Source organism: Mucilaginibacter xinganensis (assembly GCF_002257585.1).
Lineage (GTDB): Bacteria > Bacteroidota > Bacteroidia > Sphingobacteriales > Sphingobacteriaceae > Mucilaginibacter > Mucilaginibacter xinganensis.
Map to the genome: position 1 here is coordinate 1 of NZ_CP022743.1, position 19853 is coordinate 19853.

The window sequence follows — 19853 nt, forward strand, 5'->3', positions numbered from 1 at the left end:
ATGGAAAAAACTTGTACTACCGTTTGGAATAGCTGCCTTCAAATCATAAAAGACAACATCCCGGCTCAAAGCTTTAAAACTTGGTTTGAGCCGATCAAAGCTTTGCGGATGGAAGGGAGTGTGCTAACGATACAGGTACCAAGTTTGTTTTTTTATGAATGGCTTGAAGAGCACTACGTTGGCCTGCTTCGTAAAACAATTAAAAAACAATTAGGCGACGACGGACGTTTGGAATACAACATAGTGGTAGAACAATCATCATCCAGCAAGCCATATACTACTAATTTGCCCTCAAACGGAAATGGCGCTGAATCTAAAAATCAGTCTATGCCAATACCTATTTCAATCAATAAGGATATAAAAAATCCTTTTGTTATACCGGGATTAAAAAAACTGAATGTCGATCCGCAGTTAAACCGCAATTACACCTTTAATAACTTTGTTGAAGGTGACTGCAACAGGCTTGCCCGTTCGGCAGGTTATGCTGTGGCCGCAAAACCTGGAGGAACTTCATTTAACCCGTTGATGATATATGGTGGTGTTGGCCTGGGTAAAACCCACCTGGCACAGGCCATTGGCAACGAGATTAAAAACTCATTGCCTGACAAACTTGTGCTGTATGTATCTTGTGAGAAATTTACCCAGCAATTTGTTGATGCGTTAAAACACAATAATATAAATGATTTTGTGAATTTTTACCAGGCCATTGATGTATTGATAATGGACGATGTGCACAACTTTGCCGGTAAAGAGAAAACTCAGGATTTCTTTTTTCACATCTTTAACCACCTGCATCAATCAGGCAAACAGGTTATCATTACTTCGGATAAGGCACCAAAAGATCTTGCCGGTTTAGAAGAACGTTTGTTATCAAGGTTCAAATGGGGCCTTTCGGCCGACCTGCAGATTCCTGACCTGGAAACCCGCATGGCTATCCTTAAAAACAAAACCTACCAGGACGGCATTGAATTATCAAACGACGTAATTGAGTACGTTGCCCATAATATTGACAACAATGTACGTGAACTGGAAGGTGCAATGGTATCATTACTTGCGCAGTCCACCCTTAACCGAAAGGAGATCGATTTGAACCTGGCTAAACAAATGTTGAAAAACTTTGTGAAGAACTCTTCAAAAGAGATCTCGATGGAATACATCCAGAACCTGGTTTGCGAGTATTTTGAAGTGCCAATAGAAATGGTTAAATCACAAACCCGCAAACGCGAAATTGTCCAGGCCCGCCAGATCTCTATGTATCTTGCTAAAGCACATACCAAAAGTTCATTAAAATCAATCGGACATTTCTTTGGTGGCCGTGACCACTCAACCGTGATCTATGCCTGCCAGACAGTTGAGGATTTGATTGACACGGATAAGAAATTTAAAGGCTATGTTGCCGACATTCAGAAAAAGCTTAAAATGTCCTAACTGATCTTATAATGATTTATATGAGCCTTGCATGAAAATGCAGGGCTTTTTTATAGTCTCAAATGTCCTGCTGAATCTATTTCGACACCCCTAGGGGACTTTTCCGCATGTATGCTATAGAATTAGAAGGCGGCGGCCTAAACAGGCAGCACGACCTGGAGTTCAAATATATTATTATATTTATTTCATATTTAAATTATCAATCGTCCTAAATAATTAAACATGAGGAAGTTATTATTACTAAATCTACTGCTGTTAATTTCAATTAGCACCTTCGCCCAGCAATCTGCAACAGATGGCGTTAAGCAATCCATCAACACCATGTTTGACGCCATGCGCAAAGGTGATAGTACTTTATTAAAATCTGTTTTTTCAAAAGAAATGGTGTTACAAAGCGTTTCGACCAATAAGGAAGGCAAAGCAGTAATTTCAACAGATAGCGCCAACGATTTTGCGAAAGCCATAGGAACACCGCATACTGCCATTTATGATGAGCGCATTACCTACGGCGACATCAAAATTGACGGCGACCTGGCCAGCGTTTGGGCGCCCTATAAATTTTACCTTGGTGATAAATTCAGCCATTGCGGAGTCGATGTTTTTTCGCTGATGAAAACTGCTGACGGCTGGAAGATAATTTACATTGTTGATACCAGGAGGAAGGATAATTGTATTGAGTAAAAGCCGTTTTTAACTATTATCAATCAACCTGTAAAATCCATCCCGGTAACTATCCCCTACAGGAATAACAGCATCCCCAATAAAGATCCGGCTGCGCTCAACCGAGCCGATGTGCCGTAAGGAAACGATGTAAGATTTATGTACCCTTACAAATTCCGCGGAAGGTAGTTGTTCTTCAATCTTTTTTAATGGCTGGAGGCTCATTACCCTTCCCGCCACGGCATTAATCGACACGTAATTTTGAAGCGCCTCTACATATAAAACATCAACCAGATTTACTTTTTGAATCCGGTGCTCCGTCTTAACAAATAAGTATTCTGGCGCAACCCCGGGAGTTGGGGATATACCCGGCAAACCACCCGCTGGTTGATTTGCTGTTAAATGCAGCGCTTTTTCGGCCGCGCGGTAAAACCGGTCAAAGGCAATGGGCTTTAACAGGTAGTCAACCACATCATGCTCATAGCCATCCAGTGCATATTCGGTGTATGCTGTTGTGAGTACTATTTTACATTGCTTACCTGCTATTTTAATAAACTGCATCCCCGTTATTTCGGGCATTTGAATATCGAGGAAAACCAAATCTATCTTTTGTTCACGTACAATATTCAATCCTTCAATGGGGTTAGTTGTAGTGGCTACCAGGTCAAGAAAAGGCACCTTGCAGGTATAATCAGCAAGTACATCAATGGCTAAAGGTTTATCGTCAATTACAAGGCAGCGTAGTTTCATGTCAATTGCAGCTTTAAATTTACGGTATAAAATCCGGTCTGGTCATCAATGGTCAAGTTGTGCTTGTCAGGGTATATCAAATCCAGCCGACGCCGTACATTGTTTAAACCAATTCCGGAAGTTTTATCTTTATGGTCACGATTTTTCTTGTTTTGCACCTTGAAATTAATTTCCTCTTTGGTTGCTATAAGGCAAATTTCAACAGGGTTTTCCGGATCGGTTAATACGCCATGTTTAAAAGCATTTTCAACAAAGGCTATTAAAAGCAGCGGCGCTATTTTTTGATTGCCGATATACCCTTCAATGTTAAAATTAATACGAGCCGCACCCTTGGTACTTATGCGCTGCAGCTCAATTACGTTTTCAAGATATTTAATCTCGCTTTGAATAGGCATGGTATCCTCCCTGCCTTCGCGCAGCATGTAGCGTAATATATCTGACAACTTTAATAAAGCTGCCGGCGCCTGTTCTGATTGCTGGTAGGTAAGCGAATAAATATCATTAATGCTGTTAAACAAAAAATGTGGGTTTAGCTGCGACCGCAAAAAAGTTAATTCGGCAGCCGCCTTTTCTTTTTCAAGCTCCTGCTGCCGGTGGCGGGTTTTATACCAGTCTTCAACAAAAAAATACATCAACCCATATACAAAGTAGCTGGGGAAATAATAGAAAAATATGTTGCTAACGTAGCGGGTTGCTGAATAGTTGTTCCCGTTGTAATTATCAAAGCCTAAAAACGGTAAAAATAAATGGTACTCAATTACATAACGATAGGCTACGATAAACAACAGCGTTAAAATTGACAGCAAAAATGCCTTTACATAGTTTTTTTTAACAATTATTTGCGGGGCCACCAGCAGGTAAGCGCTAAAAAAACAAAATACCGGGATTAGCAAATAACCGGTTTCCATTACCAGGTATTTAAAAAACAGCTGCAGCCCAACCAACTGATTTTTATGTCCACTCAATATACCCCTGCCAATTGAGTTCCACAGGTTATTACCCAGTAGCAGTACCCAAAATGTTATATGCAATAGTATAATGTACTTCCGTTTCATTGCTTAAATATAAAACAGGTTTACTGCTTATCGCACTATAAATACATAAAAGCCGGATATTTAGTGATGAACCGACTTTTGCCTTCTATCATTTGATAAAAGAAGCCGGTCTCCCGATTCATCAACAAAATTCACCGGTTCATCAATTGTAGTTTTAATAAAGGCGCATTCGTATCATGTTTGTACGAGTAAATTTTACGGACATGAGAAAATCAATACTGATCATGCTGATCGCGTTACTGCCCGCACAGGTATTTTGCCAGGATCAACTTAATGTTACAGTTCATCCCGGCGTGGAGCTGTTTACTATTGTACAAATTCTGGCAGGTAAGTATGCAGAGCCCAATCCATCAGCTTACAGTAAAGAGGTAATGGATTATTTTGGAAAATACAAAGAGCACCCCGCCGTAAAAAAGGCAATATCATTTGATAAAGTTTATCCCGACCTGGTTGAGCTGGGCTGGTGCATGAGCGACTTCCCCAATATTAAAATTTATGAGCCTGCTGACCTTAACTGGTATAAAATGTACGGTAAAGAAAACGTGCTTGAATACATCAGGCTCTGCAAAGATTTTTTTAACGACACCCACTTCTGGCAATTTTTCCAGCAGCACCAGGCACGGTATAACAAATGGGGCGATGAGCTGAAGGCCAATGTTGATTCGGGAAAGCTGATAAAAAAGTTGCAGGATTTTTATAAATACGATACGGCGATCCACTGGTACATTTGCATCGACCCGCTAAACAGCTGGGGATCACACGCCATAATGACCAAAACACTTAACCCACAATTTTCTGCCTGGCTGGTGTATAATACCGGATATTTTAAAGACAACGCTTCCGTAAACACCGATCCTATTTTTGAATTCAAAAATTTTGAAAACCTGGTATGGCATGAGGGAAGCCATGTTTATATAAATAGCCTGCTTAAGAAATACGAAAAAGATATAAGCGAATTGGATTACCTGTTTAACAAGGATGATGAAGGCATGAAACGAAACCAGATCAGCAATTGGCCTTATTGTTTTGATGAAAATATGGTGCGGTCAATAACCGCATCCCTTTATAAAAAATACAGCACGGAGGAAGCTTATAAACGCCAGATGGCCCGCGAAAAAGCAAACAATTTTATTTATGTGGAGGATCTTGCACCGTTTATTTATAATAATTACCTCAATTCAAACAAGTATAAAAACTTCGCTGATTTTTTCCCGGAGATTTTAAAGTACATTAAAAATAAATGCCCCAAAAAAGCCTGATCTAAACCTGCATTATGAAGAAGATAATTTTATTATTCCTGTTATTTCCGTGTTTGCTTAAAGCACAGCAAGTGAATTACATTGAGAGGGCCGATTCTTGTTTTAAGACTAAAGACTATGAAGGTGCGGCTACTAATTACGATGCTTACCTGGATAAACAAAATCCCGAGTCAAACATAATCGCCTATCGAGCTGCCATTGCCTGGTGTATGGCCGGAGATAAGGAAAAAACTTTTACAGCTTTAAGCCGGTATGTAAAAAACAATGCATTAAACAATTATTATTTTTTTAGCGAAAAGTTACTCAAAGAAAAAGAGTTCGACTTTATAAAAGAAGATCCCAGATGGAGGGAAATGATAACATCGGTACAAAAAGGAGAGGCCAAAGTTGTTGCACAGGAAAAGAAAGAGCAGGAAGATGTAATAGCAACCTGGAAAAACTTTGAAGCAGCAATGGATGTGCGGTTGCAACTTAATGCGCTAAAATTAGACAGAGATATTTATCCGGACTTAAAAAAGGCATTCACTTATAAATCGCCAAAGGCTTATTTAAAGGATAACGGTATTGCACTATTTATTCATATTGATACCACTGATGTTCCGTTTTATGTGCATTTACCTGCTGATTACGATCCGGCTGTGCCCTGCCCGGCGATGGTTGTTTTACATGGTGCAGTCAGGCACAGTATTGGCTATGGCGGCGCAGCAACGTTTTCGATGGTTTACCGTGCAACAAGCGAGCATATTCCGCTTTATGCAGAGAAATATATTACCATTTATCCAATGGGGACAAAGCTTATTAACTGGATGACTACTGAAAGCGGTTTTGATATGGTAAATAAAATTGTAATGCACCTTAAAGCATATTTAAATATAGATGATAACCGGGTTGAGTTGCTGGGCCATTCAAACGGCGCTACCGGGGTGTTTACTTATTTGGTGAAATCACCATCGTTATATGCGGGTTTTTACGGAATGAATACCCAGCCCAAAGTGTTTATTGGCGGCACCTACTTGCAAAATGGAATGACAAGGCAGTTTTATAATTTTGCTACTGATAAGGACTATTACTATCCTCCGCAGGCCGTTAAAACTATTGATAGCCTTGCCAACTCCCTCGGGGTAAAGTGGCATACGGAGCTTAATAAAGGTTATCCGCATTGGTTCCCGTCTATGAAGGAATCACAGGTACCAATGGCTAAAATATTTGAAGACATGAGTACTCGTGTTCGCGATCCCTACCCAAAAGAGATTTACTTTGAAACAGACAACGTTAAATACGGAACGTCCGACTGGTTAACCATAACCACTTTAGATACCCTTTCAAATAAAGCAGCATGGCAACCTGATCCTAATTTTAAGATAACTGAATGGCTGGATAATAATGATTTCAATAAAACCGTTCACCGCGAAGAAATGGCTTTTTACTATCCGCACAAATCAGGTGCTATAAAAGCAAGTAGGCAAGGCAACAGTATTTACATTGAAACCAGCGATGTCGCTTCGTTCTCCATTAAACTAAACCGGGAAATAATAGATTATAAACAAAAGGTAAATGTGTATTTAAATGGGAAGAAGGTGTTTTCAAAAATGCTGCAACCTGACAGGCAATTTACACTTGCCAATTTTAAAGAACAATTGGACAGGAATGTTATTTGGGAAAATGAACTGACGTTTAAGGTAAAATAGAATTTTTTAAAAAAAATGTCATTTCGAGCGAAAGCGCGGCAACCACATCACTATGCATTTACGCCACTGTATTGGCGCTGTATATGGCGATGAGGTCGCTTCACTCGTTCCTCGTTCGCAATGACAAAATTGGATAGGTTCGCGATCAGTAAGCATCACCCAAACAACAGCCCAAATACCTCTTCAATATTGCTTACCACCCTCACCTCAATTTTATAACGCGAAAGGTCTATTTTCTTCCTGTCCTGCCCACCGGCGGGCAAATTATATTTAGAGATAAAGATCTGTTCAAATCCTAATTTTTGTGCTTCTGCAATGCGTTGTTCCACGCGGTTAACAGCACGAATCTCGCCTGATAAACCAATTTCACCGGCAAAACAGGTTTTTGTAGAAATAGCAATGTCCTCGTGTGAAGAAATAATGGCGACCGCCAGCCCCAGGTCAATAGCTGGGTCTTCAACTCTTATACCACCGGTTATATTTAAAAACACATCCTTGGCACCAAGCTTAAAGCCGCAGCGTTTTTCAAGCACAGCCAGCAACATGCTCATGCGTTTGGTATCAAAGCCCGTTGCGGTACGTTGCGGCGTGCCATAGGCGGAGATACTCACCAGCGCCTGGGTTTCAATCAGCATGGGGCGCATGCCCTCTAAAGTGGCACTAATAGTAATACCGCTTAATGGTTCATCACGTTGTGAAAGCAGGATCTCGGAGGGATTTGATACCTCCCTGAGTCCCTCGCCAAGCATTTCATAGATCCCCAGTTCAGATGATGAACCGAACCTATTTTTTACCGTACGTAAAATGCGGTAAACATGGTGCCTGTCCCCTTCAAATTGCAACACAGTATCAACCATGTGCTCCAATATCTTCGGACCAGCTATCATGCCGTCCTTAGTTATATGGCCGATCAAAAATACCGGTGTGGAGCTTTCTTTTGCAAAGCGCAGCAATTCAGCCGTGCATTCGCGCACCTGCGAAACACTGCCTGGTGTGGATTCGATATGAGCTGAATGCAAGGTCTGGATAGAGTCAATAACCACCAGATCAGGCTCCAACGCTTCTATTTGTTTAAATATGTTTTGGGTTGATGTTTCGGTCAATATGTAGCATCCTTTATTGATTTCGGATCTCGGCTGTTCGATTTCGGATTTGTTTAATCTTTCTCCTAAATGCCGATCTCTAACCTCTGATCTCTGACCTCCAACTTCCACCAGTCGCTCCGCCCGCATCTTTATCTGCCGCTCGCTTTCCTCGCCAGATACATAAAGCACTTTAAGGTTTGGCATATTCAGGGCCAGCTGCAGCATCAAGGTTGATTTACCTATGCCGGGTTCGCCACCAATCAGCACCAATGATCCCGCTACAATACCGCCGCCCAAAACGCGGTTAAATTCTGCATCGGGTGTTAACAGCCGGTCCTCTTCGGTAAAAGTAATATCTGCCACTTGTACAGGCTTATTTGCCTTTTGCAGCGTTGTGGACGAAGTTTTCCAATTTGGGACAGATGTATTAGGCTTTTCCAGTATTTCCTCAACAAAGGTGTTCCATTGCGCGCATGACGGACATTTTCCCAGCCATTTGGCAGATTCGTACCCACAGCTTTGACAGAAGTATGCAATTTTTGATTTAGCCATTTTCAGGTGCGCAAAATATAGATTTGCGGATTAGCTCAAATATAAACAATTATACTAAAATAATTAGCAATCTATTGCAAAACTAGATAAGGAGATGCTTTATTAAAACATCTCCTTATCTAAATACTTTTTAATTCGGAAGCCCGATAGTTAAAGCTTTATTTCCTCGTCTTTGCCTGAGAAGAAATGGAACTCAGTGATCTGGTAAGCAGGGTTGCTTTTAACCTTTATCCACTGGCTATACTTTAAAAACCATTTCATCTGGCGGTTTATAAAGCCTTGTTTAATGTAGGCTTCAATATATGGGTGAACAGTAAGTGTAATGTTCTTTTCGTTTTGCTCTACCAATATGTAATTAAAGTTGGTTTCAATATCATCAAGCAACAAAATTGTTGGCCTTATGGTACCGGTACCATTACAAGTAGGGCAAACTTCGCTGGTAACAATGTTCATTTCAGGGCGTACCCGCTGGCGGGTTATTTGTACCAGTCCAAATTTACTTGGCGGTAAAATAGTATGCTTGGCCCTGTCGTGCGCCATTTCACCACGTAAATAATCAAACAGATCTTTACGGTTATTTGGCTTGTGCATATCAATAAAATCGATAACCACAATGCCGCCCATATCGCGCAGCCTTAGCTGGCGGGCAATTTCTTTGGCCGCTTCTTTGTTGACCTGGAAAGCATTTTCTTCCTGGTTCTCTTTGCTGGCAGTGCGGTTTCCGCTGTTTACGTCAATAACATGCAGCGCTTCCGTATGTTCAATAACCAAATAAGCTCCACCGGCAAGGTTTACAGTCTTTCCAAAAGCACCTTTAATTTGCTTGTCAATGCCATAATGTTCAAATATAGGAACACTATTTTTGTGGAACTTTACTATACTCTCCAGGTCTGGCGATATTTCATGAACGTAGGAGCGAACCTCTTCGAACATGCTGTTATCGTTCACATAAATGTGCTGAAAATCGGGATTTAGAATATCGCGCAATAACGTTGAAGTACGGTCAATTTCACCCAGTGCTTTTTTAGCAGGCTCGATAGACGGCAGACGCGTAATGAAAGCTTCCCACTTTGATACCAGATCAAGCAGGTCCTTTTGCATTTCCGCAACGCCTTTCCCTTCAGAAACCGTACGTATAATTACACCAAAGTGCTTTGGCTTAATGCTTTCAACTATTTTACGCAGCCGGTTACGCTCGGTGTTACTCTTTATCTTTTTTGAGATAGAGATAACTTCCGAAAACGGCACCAATACTACATATCGCCCGGCTATAGATATATCTGAACTTAAACGGGGGCCTTTTGTTGAAATAGGCTCCTTGGCTATCTGTACAGGTATAAGCTGATTTTTAGATAATAACTCAGAGATTTTACCCCCTTTATTAATATCACTCTCCAGCTTAAAGTTATCTAAAAGCTTTGACTGATATCCCCCGCTACGTACTTGCTTGGTCAGCTTAAGCAGGCTTTGTACCTGCGGGCCAAGATCAAGGTAATGCAAAAAGGCATCTTTCTCATATCCTACATCAACAAAAGCAGCATTTAACCCTGGCATTATCTTTTTGATACGGCCAAGGTAAATATCACCAACAGTATAATTATTGCTGGTTTGCTCTTTATGAAGTTCTACAAGCTGTTTGTCCTGTAATAATGCAATAGTAGTCCCGCTGGGGGATGAATCGATAATTAATTCTTTTATCAATTGCTACTCCATTTCTTAAAGCGGTTATAAAACCGCACGTTAATAAGTGGGTAAAAAACAAATTTGCCCGTTAAACATAAACAGGAATTATAAGCAGGGGTTAAAATGCTTATTTTTTCTTATGTCTGTTTTTTCTTAAACGTTTTTTACGTTTATGAGTAGCCATTTTGTGTCTTTTACGTTTTTTACCGCTCGGCATAATAATTATTTTTATTTGTGATTAATTCTTTAATTCTTTAATGTATTCATCAATGCGCTGGTTAAATGCCGGATCGGGCATCATCTCTTTACATTTCTGATAAGCTTCAATAGCTTCCTTCTTTTGCCCTAACTGCTTATAGCTTTCTGCAAGGTAAAAATAAGGTTCAACTTCGGCTTTTTGTGCAATTATGGTTTTAAACCGCGCAACAGCCTTTTCATACTGGCCCGATTTCATTGCGAATAAACCAAGGCTTAAATTCGCGTTCCTGTTATTCGGGTCCTGTTTTACAACATCAAGCAACAACATGATCCCCTGCATTGGCGAACCTCCGTCAGGATCAGTAATGCCTAAGCTGGTTTGGTTTACATAAGCAACACCTAAGCCGGCTTTAGCATCAAGATTGGACGGATCAAGCTTTACAGCATTTTTATAACTTGCAATTGCATTGGTTACAAAAGCGGGCTGCGAAGCGGTATCCTGTGTTAATTTGTAGGCATCATTAAATCGGCTGCCTGCATTTTTCCACTCTTCAAACTTGTTCTCCTGCTGGGCCACAGCCTGGTAATAAAATGCTGCCGGTGCCGGTTGATTTACATCGTCCCACAACTTAGCCAGCTTTTTTTGTAAATTAACCTTATCTCCTTCAGCAGTTGCTTTCTGTAACTGACTTTCAAGATCATTTACTTGGGAAGATAATGCAGCACCAATTAAAACTTTCGCTGCCGCTGATACTACGGTTACATCTACCTTACTAACCGCCTGGTTTTTGACAGCCGGCGCATTGGCGTGGCCGTCATCCTCCTTGTGCTTAATTAGCCCTTTAACAGGCATAAAAAACAAAACGCCCATAATGATAAAAACTATTATAATTACGACTATTTGTTTTTTATGCATTGCTCAATAAATTATTTGGTGATCTTGTTACCAGTTCTAACTTTATCAACAAAAGTTTTTGCTGGCTTAAAGCTTGGAACAAAATGTTCCGGAATAATAATGGCAGTATTTTTAGAAATATTACGTGCTGTTTTCTTCGCTCTTTTCTTCACAACAAAACTTCCAAAACCTCTTACATAAACGTTTTCGCCATCCACCATTGAGGATTTTACTACTTTAAAAAACGCCTCAACAGTTTCCTGAACGTCAACTTTCTCAATACCTGTCTTGGACGAGATTTCAGTTATAATTTCTGCCTTAGTCATATCTGCTTTTTCTTTTATTTATTATACTATTACTTAACTGATTTGGGGTTGCAAAAGTATCTTTTTATTACTAAAGATTGAAATAATTCGCTGTTTTTTTTTATTACAGGCTGTATTTCAGTTCAAAGGCAAAAAAAATGCTATAAAATGACCTCTGATCGTCATTACTTTTGCAACCGATGAATTTCAATAACGAACTGGTACACTGGTATCAGCAAAATAAACGCGATCTGCCCTGGCGCAACACCACCGATGCTTATACAATTTGGCTTTCGGAAATTATTTTACAGCAAACACGTGTGGAACAGGGGCTACCATACTTTAATCGCTTCCTGGAGAATTACCCTGATGTTGGCAGCTTCGCCGCTGCCAGCGAAGATGAAATTTTAAAACTATGGCAGGGGCTGGGCTATTATTCCCGGGGGCGCAATATGCTCAAAACCGCTATTATGGTAAAGGAAGTTTATGATAGTAAATTCCCGCAAAACTATGATCAGCTTATAAAGCTTAAAGGTATTGGTGAATACACTGCTGCTGCCATCGCCTCCTTTTCGTCTAACGAGGCGAAGGCCGTGGTTGACGGAAATGTTTACCGCGTTATAGCCCGTTACCTCGGCATTGCCGAACCCATCAACAGCACAACAGGCAAAAAGATATTCCAGCAAACCGCAAACGATTTGCTTAATAAGAAAAACCCGGCAATCCACAATCAGGCTATGATGGAGCTGGGCGCGATAATTTGCAAGCCGAAGAACCCCGCTTGCGGAATTTGCCCGGTACGCACCGACTGTTATGCCTTTACCCATAATGCAACTAATAGTCTCCCGGTAAAGCTTAACAAGGTTAAAGTGCGCGAACGGTATCTGAATTACTTTTTAATTACTGATAGCGATAAAGTACTGGTAAATAAGAGAAACCAATCAGATATTTGGGCAAACATGTATGATTTGCCCTTAGTTGAGACCACATCATTAATGGACCCGGGTGAATTATTGCGCCTCCCTATGGTCACTGATTTTTTTGGTAATAATGTCGAAGTAACAGAAATTTCGCCCATAAAAAAACATGTGCTTACCCATCAGCGGCTTTATGTGAGGCTTATAAAAATACAAAATATGCCGTCAAAATTACAGGAACAATGGTTTTACACCCCGGTGGAAGAACTTAAGAAATTAGCTGTACCCAAAATCATATTTATATTTTTAAAAAATATTTTTAATTTGTAATATATTTTTTGTTGCTTTACAATATTATATGTCTGGCATTAACAAAGTTATATTAGTGGGGCACCTGGGTAAAGATCCCGAGGCCCGTTCATTGGAAGGAGGGGTTTCTGTAGTAAGTTTCCCCCTGGCAACTTCCGAAAGTTTTAATAAGGATGGCCGTAAGGTTGAACAAACTGAGTGGCACAATATTGTTATGTGGAGAGGGCTTGCCGATGTGGCTGCAAAATTTTTACAAAAAGGTAAGCTTGTTTACATTGAAGGTAAGCTTCGAACCCGTTCATTTGAAGATAAAGAAGGAATAAAAAAATATACTACAGAAGTGGTTGCTGAAAACTTTACGTTGTTGGGACGCAAAACAGATTTTGAAAATGACGGCATGGCGGCAGTAAAAGCTTTGACAAAAGCAACAGACGGGGTAGCCGATGTAAACAACCTGCAACTTTAAACCAATTATAAACCTTTAATTAAAAAAGCCACAAGTTTATCTCGTGGCTTTTTTGTTAAGTTTTGAAAGACGGCTTATTGTACCAGCAAGTGAAGTTGTAGAAACCCTCCTTTGGCGATAATAAACCGTTTACTATCTCCCTCCCGGAGGGCAGTGCTCTTTTAAATACTGCGTGTACAACGTGCGTAAGTGCTGGCTGGTGCCCGGCCCCTCATAAATGCCATGAGAACGGTTAGGGTACGACATCAACTGGAACTGCCTGTTGTATTTAACCAGCTCATTGATCAGCATTTCTGCGTTTTTGTAATGAACATTGTCATCGCCGGTACCATGTACATATAATAAATTACCGCGCAGGTTTTTAGCATAAGTGATAGGTGAGCCTTTGATAAATACTTCGCGGCTTTCATCATCAACAGGCACCCCCATGTAGCGCTCCTGGTAAATATTATCATAAGTTAACTGCCAGCCCACAGCTGCAACCGCTATTCCCGTTTTATATATTTCGGGATGCTGGAACATCAAATTAAGTGTGCATGAGCCACCACCGCTCCATCCCCAAACTGCTACGCGGGTTGAATCGACAAACGGCCATTTCAGGATCTCCTTTGCGCCCATTGCCTGGTCTTCAATATTCACTATCCCTATTTTTTTATAGATAGATTTACGCCATTCAGCTCCTTTTGGCGCGGGCGTTCCGCGGTTATCAAGCGAGATATAGATATATCCGTCATCGGCCATGTTGCCAACATACTCGCCGTTCATGCCCGATCCGTAGCTATCTGTAACCGTAGCGCCGGCTGGCTCGCTGTAAACATAAAATACAACCGGATACTTTTTCGCAGGGTCAAAGTTGGTTGGTTTCACCATCCATCCATCCATTTCAACACCATCAACGGTTTTCACTTTAAAAAATTCAGGCTTGTTTTTCGCATCCTGGTTTAGCTTAATAACAGTTCCGCCCAGGTGTTTGTGATCCGGCAGACTTATAACTTCGCTTTGGTAAGGGGTGTAAATGTTCGAGAAATTATGCAGCCCTATTTTTCCATTTGGCGAAATTTCATAGCCGTGCGTTCCCGGTTCATCCATTGGGGTAACCCGCTCAGCTTTTCCGCCGGTTAGCTTTATGCGGTACAGGTATCTTTGCGTAGCATTATCAGGCGATGCTAAAAAGTAGATATAGCCATTTGCTTCGTCAACAAGGTTAAGTGACTCAACGTCATAGTTACCCTTTGTAATAAGCGTTTCCTTACCGTCACGGTCAATTTTTGAGATATGCCTCCAGCCGTCTTTCTCGCTGATCCATAAAAAGTCTTTCCCTTTATTTATCCACTCCCATCCGGTTGGGTCGCCGCCATTCCAGCGCGATTTACCATCTATCCAGGCTTTATCACTTTCGCTATGGATAACCCTTGCGGTGCCGTTTGAAACATTGGCGGTAAATACTTTGCTCTCCGTTTGTGCGCGGTTAAGTTGTTCCAGGATAATTTCGTTGGAGTTTGTTGTCCACTCCATCCGCGGGATATAATGCTGTATGGCATCGCCGGGAATATTCATCCAGCTTATTTTACCGGTGCTAACATCAACAACGCCTATTTTGCATGAGCTAGGGTTTTCACCCGCAACCGGATATTCAACGGGAATAACGTAGGGATAAATAGAATCTGTAGTATTAAGCATCAAATACTTTTTGGTATTGGCTGCATTTATTTGCCAGTAAGCTATACTCCTGCTATCAGGCGACCAGCGGAAACCGTCGCGGCAATCAAACTCTTCTTCATAAGCCCAGTCAAAGGTCCCATTAATTAATGTTTGGCTGCCGTCAAAGGTCAACTGTTTAACAACGCCGGATGCAAGATCTTCGGTAAAAATGTTATGCCCGCTAACGTAAGCGGCCTTTGTTCCATCAGGAGACAGCTTGGCAAACATTAATGAAGACACCGGCCTTGCAGCACCAATTTGCTTTAATGTTTTAGCAGCCAGGTCATAAACCCAGTAATCGCCGCGTGTATTATATCGCCAAACACGCGCTGTATTTGTAAATATCAGCACCTTTTTACCATCATCAGACAGGAAAAAGTTGGCAACCTTCAAGGGGCTTTTGCCGGCAGGGGTAAGCATTTCTGTGCTTATCAAAACTATTTTTTTGGATGCATCACGCGTATCCAATTCAACTATGCCATCTTTATCCGTCTGGCGATAATATTGATATCCGTCTGCCGCCCAGTGTGTTCTTCCGCGTTGTGCTGCTGCCGGCTGCGTTAACACCAGCGACAATAAAAAGACGGGAATTAGCTTTAAGTGGTAAATTTTAATATTCATTTGGTCAGTTTTTAGCTTTATTTCAATTATAAGTAATCCGGCTGTAAATTTGCCGTTAAATTAGTACTTTAAAGCCTGTAATAAATACCTGTAATGAAAAAAATACTTCTATGTGCTGCTGGCCTTTTCAGCTGTGTAACGTTCACGTTTGCGCAGCATACTGACAGAAGTAAGTTTATAAAAGACAGCCTTGATTTTTACATCAACCGCTCCCTCACTAACTGGCGCATCCCGGGCGCCGCTGTTTGTATTGTTAAAGACGGTAAAATTGTGCTGATGAAGGCCTATGGAATTAAAGAACTGGGGCTACCTGCACAAGTTGATGTAAATACATTATTTATGATTGGCAGTAATACCAAAGCCTTTACAGCCACTGCGCTTGCCATGCTGCAAAATGATAAAAAGCTTTCGCTGGATGACAGGGTTACCAAATACCTGCCGCAATTTAAACTGGCTGATAAACCAGCTGGCGAAATGACAGTAATCCGGGACCTACTCTGTCACCGGCTTGGTTTTCAGACCTTTCAGGGCGATTTCACCTTTTATAATACAAATTTAAGCCGGAGCGATGTAATGCAGCGTTTGGGCACCATAAAAGCGAAGTATCCGTTCCGTACCAAATGGGGCTACACAAACGCAGCTTTTTTAACAGCAGGCGAGATTATTCCTGTAGTAACAGGCAAACCATGGGAAACTTATATTAAAGAAAATATTTTTGCCCCACTTGGCATGAACAATACGCTGGCGCTGAGCGCAGATATTCCAAAATCATTGAACAGAACGGTACCCCATACCTTAATTAACGGACGCCTGTCCCCTATCCCTTACTGCCAGATAGACGGGCTTGCACCCGCAGGCGGCATAAGCTCCTCAATAAACGATATGAGTAAATGGGTACTTGCCTTGCTTAATGATGGTAAGGTAGGTGCGCGCCAGGTAATTCCTGCGGCTGCAATTAAAGCCACACGCGAAGCGCAGGACATTATGGGCCGGGTGAGTCATCCTGATGGTTCAACCAATTACGAACTTTATGCATTGGGGTGGATGATCCAGGATTATGCGGGCCATCACCTGGTAATGCATGACGGCGGCGTAAACGGATATCTGTCATCGGTAACACTGGTGCCCGAAGAACACTTGGGCATAATTGTATTGACCAACACCGACCAAAACAACTTTTTTGAAGCTTTGCGTTGGGAAATAATGGATGCTTATTTCAAAAAAACATACCGCGATTACAGCGAAACTTATCTTGCTGCTTTTAAAAATGATGCTTCAATAGAACAAGCCGCTGACAAAAAACTACGCGATTCCGTTGCCCTGAACCCCAAACCGGCCCTTTCGCCATCCAGTTATACAGGCAAGTATGAAAATACCCTTTATGGCAGCCTTACCATCACCCAAGGAGAAAACAATGACCTCGAGATCCGCTTTGAGCACCATCCTAAAATGTTTACTCATTTACAACCGCTTGGCGGCAACCGTTTTTACGCCACTTTTTCTGACCCGACTTTAGGAAAAGCTGTTTTTCCTTTTATGGTGCAAAACGGCACAGTAAAAGGAATTAGAATTAAAGTTGCAGATTTTGTAGAGATGGATCCTTATGATTTTACAAAGGTTCCCTAGCCGCTGAAAAATTATTAAGCAAACCAGCCAATTTTTACACTCCAGGGTAATAAAATCATACCAAAGCCTGGCGCTGAAAAGCTGGTTTTGCAGCAATTTAATCTAAAAGAACACATAACCTATGTTTTTGCGTTAAGATATAAGATATCAAAATGCATAAACGGAGTTTCATCGGATCTGTAAAGGGCAAAATAATTATTGCAGCTATCCTGGCATGTTTTGCGCTTTTTTTGGCATGGAGCACCAGTACCGGTGCTTTCAGGGGTATGCTAAACGCATTTGAAAGAGTCTCGGCCCCAAATGAAAAGCTTCGCCTCGTGAATGACCTCTCGCGCGGTATGGCCCGCATAGACCAGGTGCAACGCGCACGATCAATCAACAACCCCGACAAGTATTACGGGTTTAATGCTTCAAAAGAACTTATTTTAAAAATTGATACTTTAAAAAGCCTGTACCCTGAAAAATCACAGCAGGTAAACCGACTTAATACCTTAAAAAAACTATTGCAGGATCGCGACCGGCTTTTTGTAAATTACCTTAAGGTAAGAGAGGGCCTTATTGATAATAAATCATTTTCAGCACAGGTAGAAAGCTTAAACGATATAGTTGACCAAAGTGCCAAACAGGCCGATAGTATGGTTACTACCACCGAGAAGAAAACATCAACCACAACCGTTTACCCGGCCCCAGCAGAGATCGATAAAAAAGACACAAGGGGTTTTTTCAACAAACTCTTTGGCAAGAAAAAAGTAAAAGATACAGACTCGACAAACAAGCCTTTCCAAATAGTTGCAGAAGAACTGAACGTGAAGCACGACACGCTGGCAAAAGCCATACAGGACAGTCTACTTAAGGGGCTTGGCCAGACAATGAGGGACCTGGAAAAAATTCAGCAGCGCAAAAGTTCATTATTTGTAAACCGCGAAGCGGTGCTGGTAAAATCAAGCTCGAACATTATCCACCAAATTTTTTCCATCCTTAAGAAGGTAGAAAATGAAGTGGTAGTGCAAACCGCTGAAAATAATGAGTCAGCCAGGACGATGGTTAACAGCAGCATTGAACGCATCAGCCTCATTATGCTGGCTTTTGTTGTGCTCACCATATTGCTGGTGTACTTTATTTTAAGGGATATCTCAAAAATTAATAAATACCGAAAAGAATTGGAGCTGGCAAAAGATGAAGCCGAATATCATTCATTGGCAAAACAGCGGTTCCTTTCAAACATGAGCCATGAGATTCGCACTCCGCTACAATCCATCATAGGTTATGCAGAAATGGTTAAACACCAGGAGCATCCACAGCAGAAAGACATTGAGGCCATTTACCGTTCTTCGGGCCATTTAATGCAGATAGTAAACGAGGTGCTTGATTATAACAGGATCATATCGGGAAAATTTACTTTCGCGAGTCAGGAATTTGAAATGGTACCGCTGCTTGACGAAGTTATTTCTATTATTAGCTTACAGGCCGACCAAAAAGGCATCAGTCTGAAAACAAACTATAGTACCGGTGTGGCTGCATCTGTAACCGGGGACCCCTTCCGATTAAAGCAGATTCTCTTTAATTTATTGGGCAATGCTATAAAATTCACCCTTCAAGGTGGCGTTATTCTAACCGTTAACACGCAGGAGGTTGAAGAGCAGTTACAATATCAATTTGATGTAACGGATACTGGGATAGGGCTTGCCGCAGGCGATATAGAGCGCGTATTTAATGAATTTGAGCAGGCACATGATGATACGCAAAACCACGCCGGCACCGGCCTGGGACTCCCTATAACAAAGGAGCTTATTGAAAGCCAGGGGGGCAGCATTACCGTAAAAAGCAAACCGGGTAAAGGGAGCAGCTTCAGCTTTAACCTTAATTTTACAAAAGCAAAACAAGCTGCCGTTAAGCCGGCACCTTCAAAAAAGATTGTTCAAAACCCAGCTACCAATAAGGTTTGGATAATTGATGACGACCCCTTTATCCTTGAACTATGCTCGCGCATTTTCAAGAACAATAACATTGCCTGCCGTTGTTTTAAATCGCCGAACGAAATTTTAAATACCCCATGGGATACGGGCGTAAAGTTCTTATTGCTTGATATTAGAATGCCCGGAATGAGCGGCATTGAGCTTTGCCAGTTGTTGCGCCAAAAAATACCGGGAGATATAATGATCTATGCGCTTACCGCACAAGCTTTACCCGGCGAGAGCCAATCAGTGTTAGCGCATGGCTTTAATGGCTTATTAATGAAACCATTTAAAGAAACAGAGCTGGTAGCATTAGTAAAAGGAGAACACACCATAGTTAACACCTTACCAGAGATCAATATAAGCGCTATTGAAAAACTAACCATGGGCGACCAGGAAGCGACAGCAAAAATACTTGCCCGTTTTGCCGCCGACAGTTTTAATGATCTGGAGGAATTAAAAACGGGAATAGAAAAACAGGAGGTTGAGAAAGTACTGCTGCTTACCCACCGTATTGCAGGCCGTACTGCACAGGCCGGAGCAAGGGAGTTAGCCGAAAGCTTCCGTTTAGCAGAAATAGAACTTGGCCGGGATAAAAAATTCACTGCAAAAAGGATAGAAGAAATCTTAACTATTTCCCAAAAACTGCATACTCTCGCTATTGCAACGCGCGATTATAGTTTTACCGAAACTGTTTAAT

The 19853-nt window shown here is 41.4% G+C and carries 15 protein-coding genes; 8 read left to right on the plus strand and 7 right to left on the minus strand.

The window, feature by feature from the left end; all coding sequences use genetic code 11:
* Entirely contained in the window at positions 1–1428 is a 1428-nt protein-coding gene (gene dnaA, locus MuYL_RS00005) for a chromosomal replication initiator protein DnaA (RefSeq protein WP_094568570.1), read from the plus strand.
* A 222-nt stretch (positions 1429–1650) separates the two neighbouring features.
* Complete coding sequence (locus MuYL_RS00010) at positions 1651–2109, plus strand: nuclear transport factor 2 family protein (RefSeq protein ID WP_094568571.1); 459 nt, start codon at positions 1651–1653, stop codon at positions 2107–2109.
* Between the two features lie 9 nt (positions 2110–2118).
* Here the strand turns inward: MuYL_RS00010 and MuYL_RS00015 are convergent, their stop codons facing one another.
* Both MuYL_RS00015 and MuYL_RS00020 read right to left on the minus strand, forming a co-directional pair.
* Positions 2119–2838 (minus strand): LytR/AlgR family response regulator transcription factor, encoded by a 720-nt coding sequence (locus MuYL_RS00015; protein ID WP_094568572.1) that lies wholly within the window; start codon positions 2836–2838, stop codon positions 2119–2121.
* Positions 2835–3893 carry a sensor histidine kinase gene (locus MuYL_RS00020; protein ID WP_094568573.1) on the minus strand — a complete coding sequence of 353 codons (1059 nt, stop codon included), beginning with the start codon at positions 3891–3893 and terminating at the stop codon, positions 2835–2837. Before MuYL_RS00020 ends, MuYL_RS00015 begins: the two co-directional genes overlap by 4 nt.
* A 203-nt stretch (positions 3894–4096) precedes the next feature.
* Between MuYL_RS00020 and MuYL_RS00025 the strand changes: the two genes are divergently transcribed.
* Together MuYL_RS00025 and MuYL_RS00030 are read left to right on the plus strand one after the other, a co-directional pair.
* On the plus strand, positions 4097–5152 hold the full coding sequence (locus tag MuYL_RS00025) for a DUF4932 domain-containing protein (protein ID WP_157740507.1): 1056 nt from the start codon (positions 4097–4099) through the stop codon (positions 5150–5152).
* 14 nt (positions 5153–5166) lie between these two features.
* Complete coding sequence (locus MuYL_RS00030; protein ID WP_157740509.1) at positions 5167–6840, plus strand: alpha/beta hydrolase; 1674 nt, start codon at positions 5167–5169, stop codon at positions 6838–6840.
* 155 nt (positions 6841–6995) lie between these two features.
* On the opposite strand, the gene radA is transcribed toward MuYL_RS00030, so the two are convergent.
* The 4 genes from radA to MuYL_RS00050 form a co-directional block, all read right to left on the minus strand.
* The gene (radA, locus tag MuYL_RS00035; protein ID WP_094568576.1) at positions 6996–8477 is read right to left on the minus strand and encodes a DNA repair protein RadA; all 1482 of its coding nucleotides are present in this window, start codon (positions 8475–8477) and stop codon (positions 6996–6998) included.
* Positions 8478–8627: 150 nt separating this feature from the next.
* Positions 8628–10178, minus strand: coding sequence for an Rne/Rng family ribonuclease (locus tag MuYL_RS00040; RefSeq protein WP_094568577.1), 1551 nt, complete (start codon positions 10176–10178; stop codon positions 8628–8630).
* A gap of 220 nt (positions 10179–10398) precedes the next feature.
* Positions 10399–11274 carry a tetratricopeptide repeat protein gene (locus MuYL_RS00045; protein WP_094568578.1) on the minus strand — a complete coding sequence of 292 codons (876 nt, stop codon included), beginning with the start codon at positions 11272–11274 and terminating at the stop codon, positions 10399–10401.
* Positions 11275–11285: 11 nt separating this feature from the next.
* Positions 11286–11579, minus strand: a complete 294-nt coding sequence (locus MuYL_RS00050; RefSeq protein WP_094568579.1) for an HU family DNA-binding protein — start codon at positions 11577–11579, stop codon at positions 11286–11288.
* Between the two features lie 179 nt (positions 11580–11758).
* Between MuYL_RS00050 and mutY the strand changes: the two genes are divergently transcribed.
* Complete coding sequence (gene mutY / locus MuYL_RS00055; protein ID WP_094568580.1) at positions 11759–12805, plus strand: A/G-specific adenine glycosylase; 1047 nt, start codon at positions 11759–11761, stop codon at positions 12803–12805.
* Between the two features lie 28 nt (positions 12806–12833).
* Entirely contained in the window at positions 12834–13250 is a 417-nt protein-coding gene (locus MuYL_RS00060) for a single-stranded DNA-binding protein (RefSeq protein WP_245845712.1), read from the plus strand.
* A 132-nt stretch (positions 13251–13382) separates the two neighbouring features.
* Here the strand turns inward: MuYL_RS00060 and MuYL_RS00065 are convergent, their stop codons facing one another.
* Positions 13383–15572, minus strand: coding sequence for a S9 family peptidase (locus MuYL_RS00065; protein ID WP_094568581.1), 2190 nt, complete (start codon positions 15570–15572; stop codon positions 13383–13385).
* Between the two features lie 93 nt (positions 15573–15665).
* Here MuYL_RS00065 and MuYL_RS00070 point away from each other — a divergent pair, with 93 nt between their 5' ends.
* Together MuYL_RS00070 and MuYL_RS00075 are read left to right on the plus strand one after the other, a co-directional pair.
* Entirely contained in the window at positions 15666–17198 is a 1533-nt protein-coding gene (locus tag MuYL_RS00070; protein ID WP_094568582.1) for a serine hydrolase, read from the plus strand.
* Between the two features lie 152 nt (positions 17199–17350).
* Positions 17351–19852, plus strand: coding sequence for a hybrid sensor histidine kinase/response regulator (locus tag MuYL_RS00075; protein ID WP_094568583.1), 2502 nt, complete (start codon positions 17351–17353; stop codon positions 19850–19852).
* The last annotated feature ends 1 nt before the right edge of the window (position 19853 follow it).

Coding starts and splice junctions, on each gene's coding strand:
- dnaA (WP_094568570.1), top strand. CDS start 1: ATGGAAAAAACTTGTACTACCGTTTGGAATAGCTGCCTTCAAATCATA.
- MuYL_RS00010 (WP_094568571.1), top strand. CDS start 1,651: ATGAGGAAGTTATTATTACTAAATCTACTGCTGTTAATTTCAATTAGC.
- MuYL_RS00015 (WP_094568572.1), bottom strand. CDS start 2,838: ATGAAACTACGCTGCCTTGTAATTGACGATAAACCTTTAGCCATTGAT.
- MuYL_RS00020 (WP_094568573.1), bottom strand. CDS start 3,893: ATGAAACGGAAGTACATTATACTATTGCATATAACATTTTGGGTACTG.
- MuYL_RS00025 (WP_157740507.1), top strand. CDS start 4,097: ATGAGAAAATCAATACTGATCATGCTGATCGCGTTACTGCCCGCACAG.
- MuYL_RS00030 (WP_157740509.1), top strand. CDS start 5,167: ATGAAGAAGATAATTTTATTATTCCTGTTATTTCCGTGTTTGCTTAAA.
- radA (WP_094568576.1), bottom strand. CDS start 8,477: ATGGCTAAATCAAAAATTGCATACTTCTGTCAAAGCTGTGGGTACGAA.
- MuYL_RS00045 (WP_094568578.1), bottom strand. CDS start 11,274: ATGCATAAAAAACAAATAGTCGTAATTATAATAGTTTTTATCATTATG.
- MuYL_RS00050 (WP_094568579.1), bottom strand. CDS start 11,579: ATGACTAAGGCAGAAATTATAACTGAAATCTCGTCCAAGACAGGTATT.
- mutY (WP_094568580.1), top strand. CDS start 11,759: ATGAATTTCAATAACGAACTGGTACACTGGTATCAGCAAAATAAACGC.
- MuYL_RS00060 (WP_245845712.1), top strand. CDS start 12,834: ATGTCTGGCATTAACAAAGTTATATTAGTGGGGCACCTGGGTAAAGAT.
- MuYL_RS00065 (WP_094568581.1), bottom strand. CDS start 15,572: ATGAATATTAAAATTTACCACTTAAAGCTAATTCCCGTCTTTTTATTG.
- MuYL_RS00070 (WP_094568582.1), top strand. CDS start 15,666: ATGAAAAAAATACTTCTATGTGCTGCTGGCCTTTTCAGCTGTGTAACG.
- MuYL_RS00075 (WP_094568583.1), top strand. CDS start 17,351: ATGCATAAACGGAGTTTCATCGGATCTGTAAAGGGCAAAATAATTATT.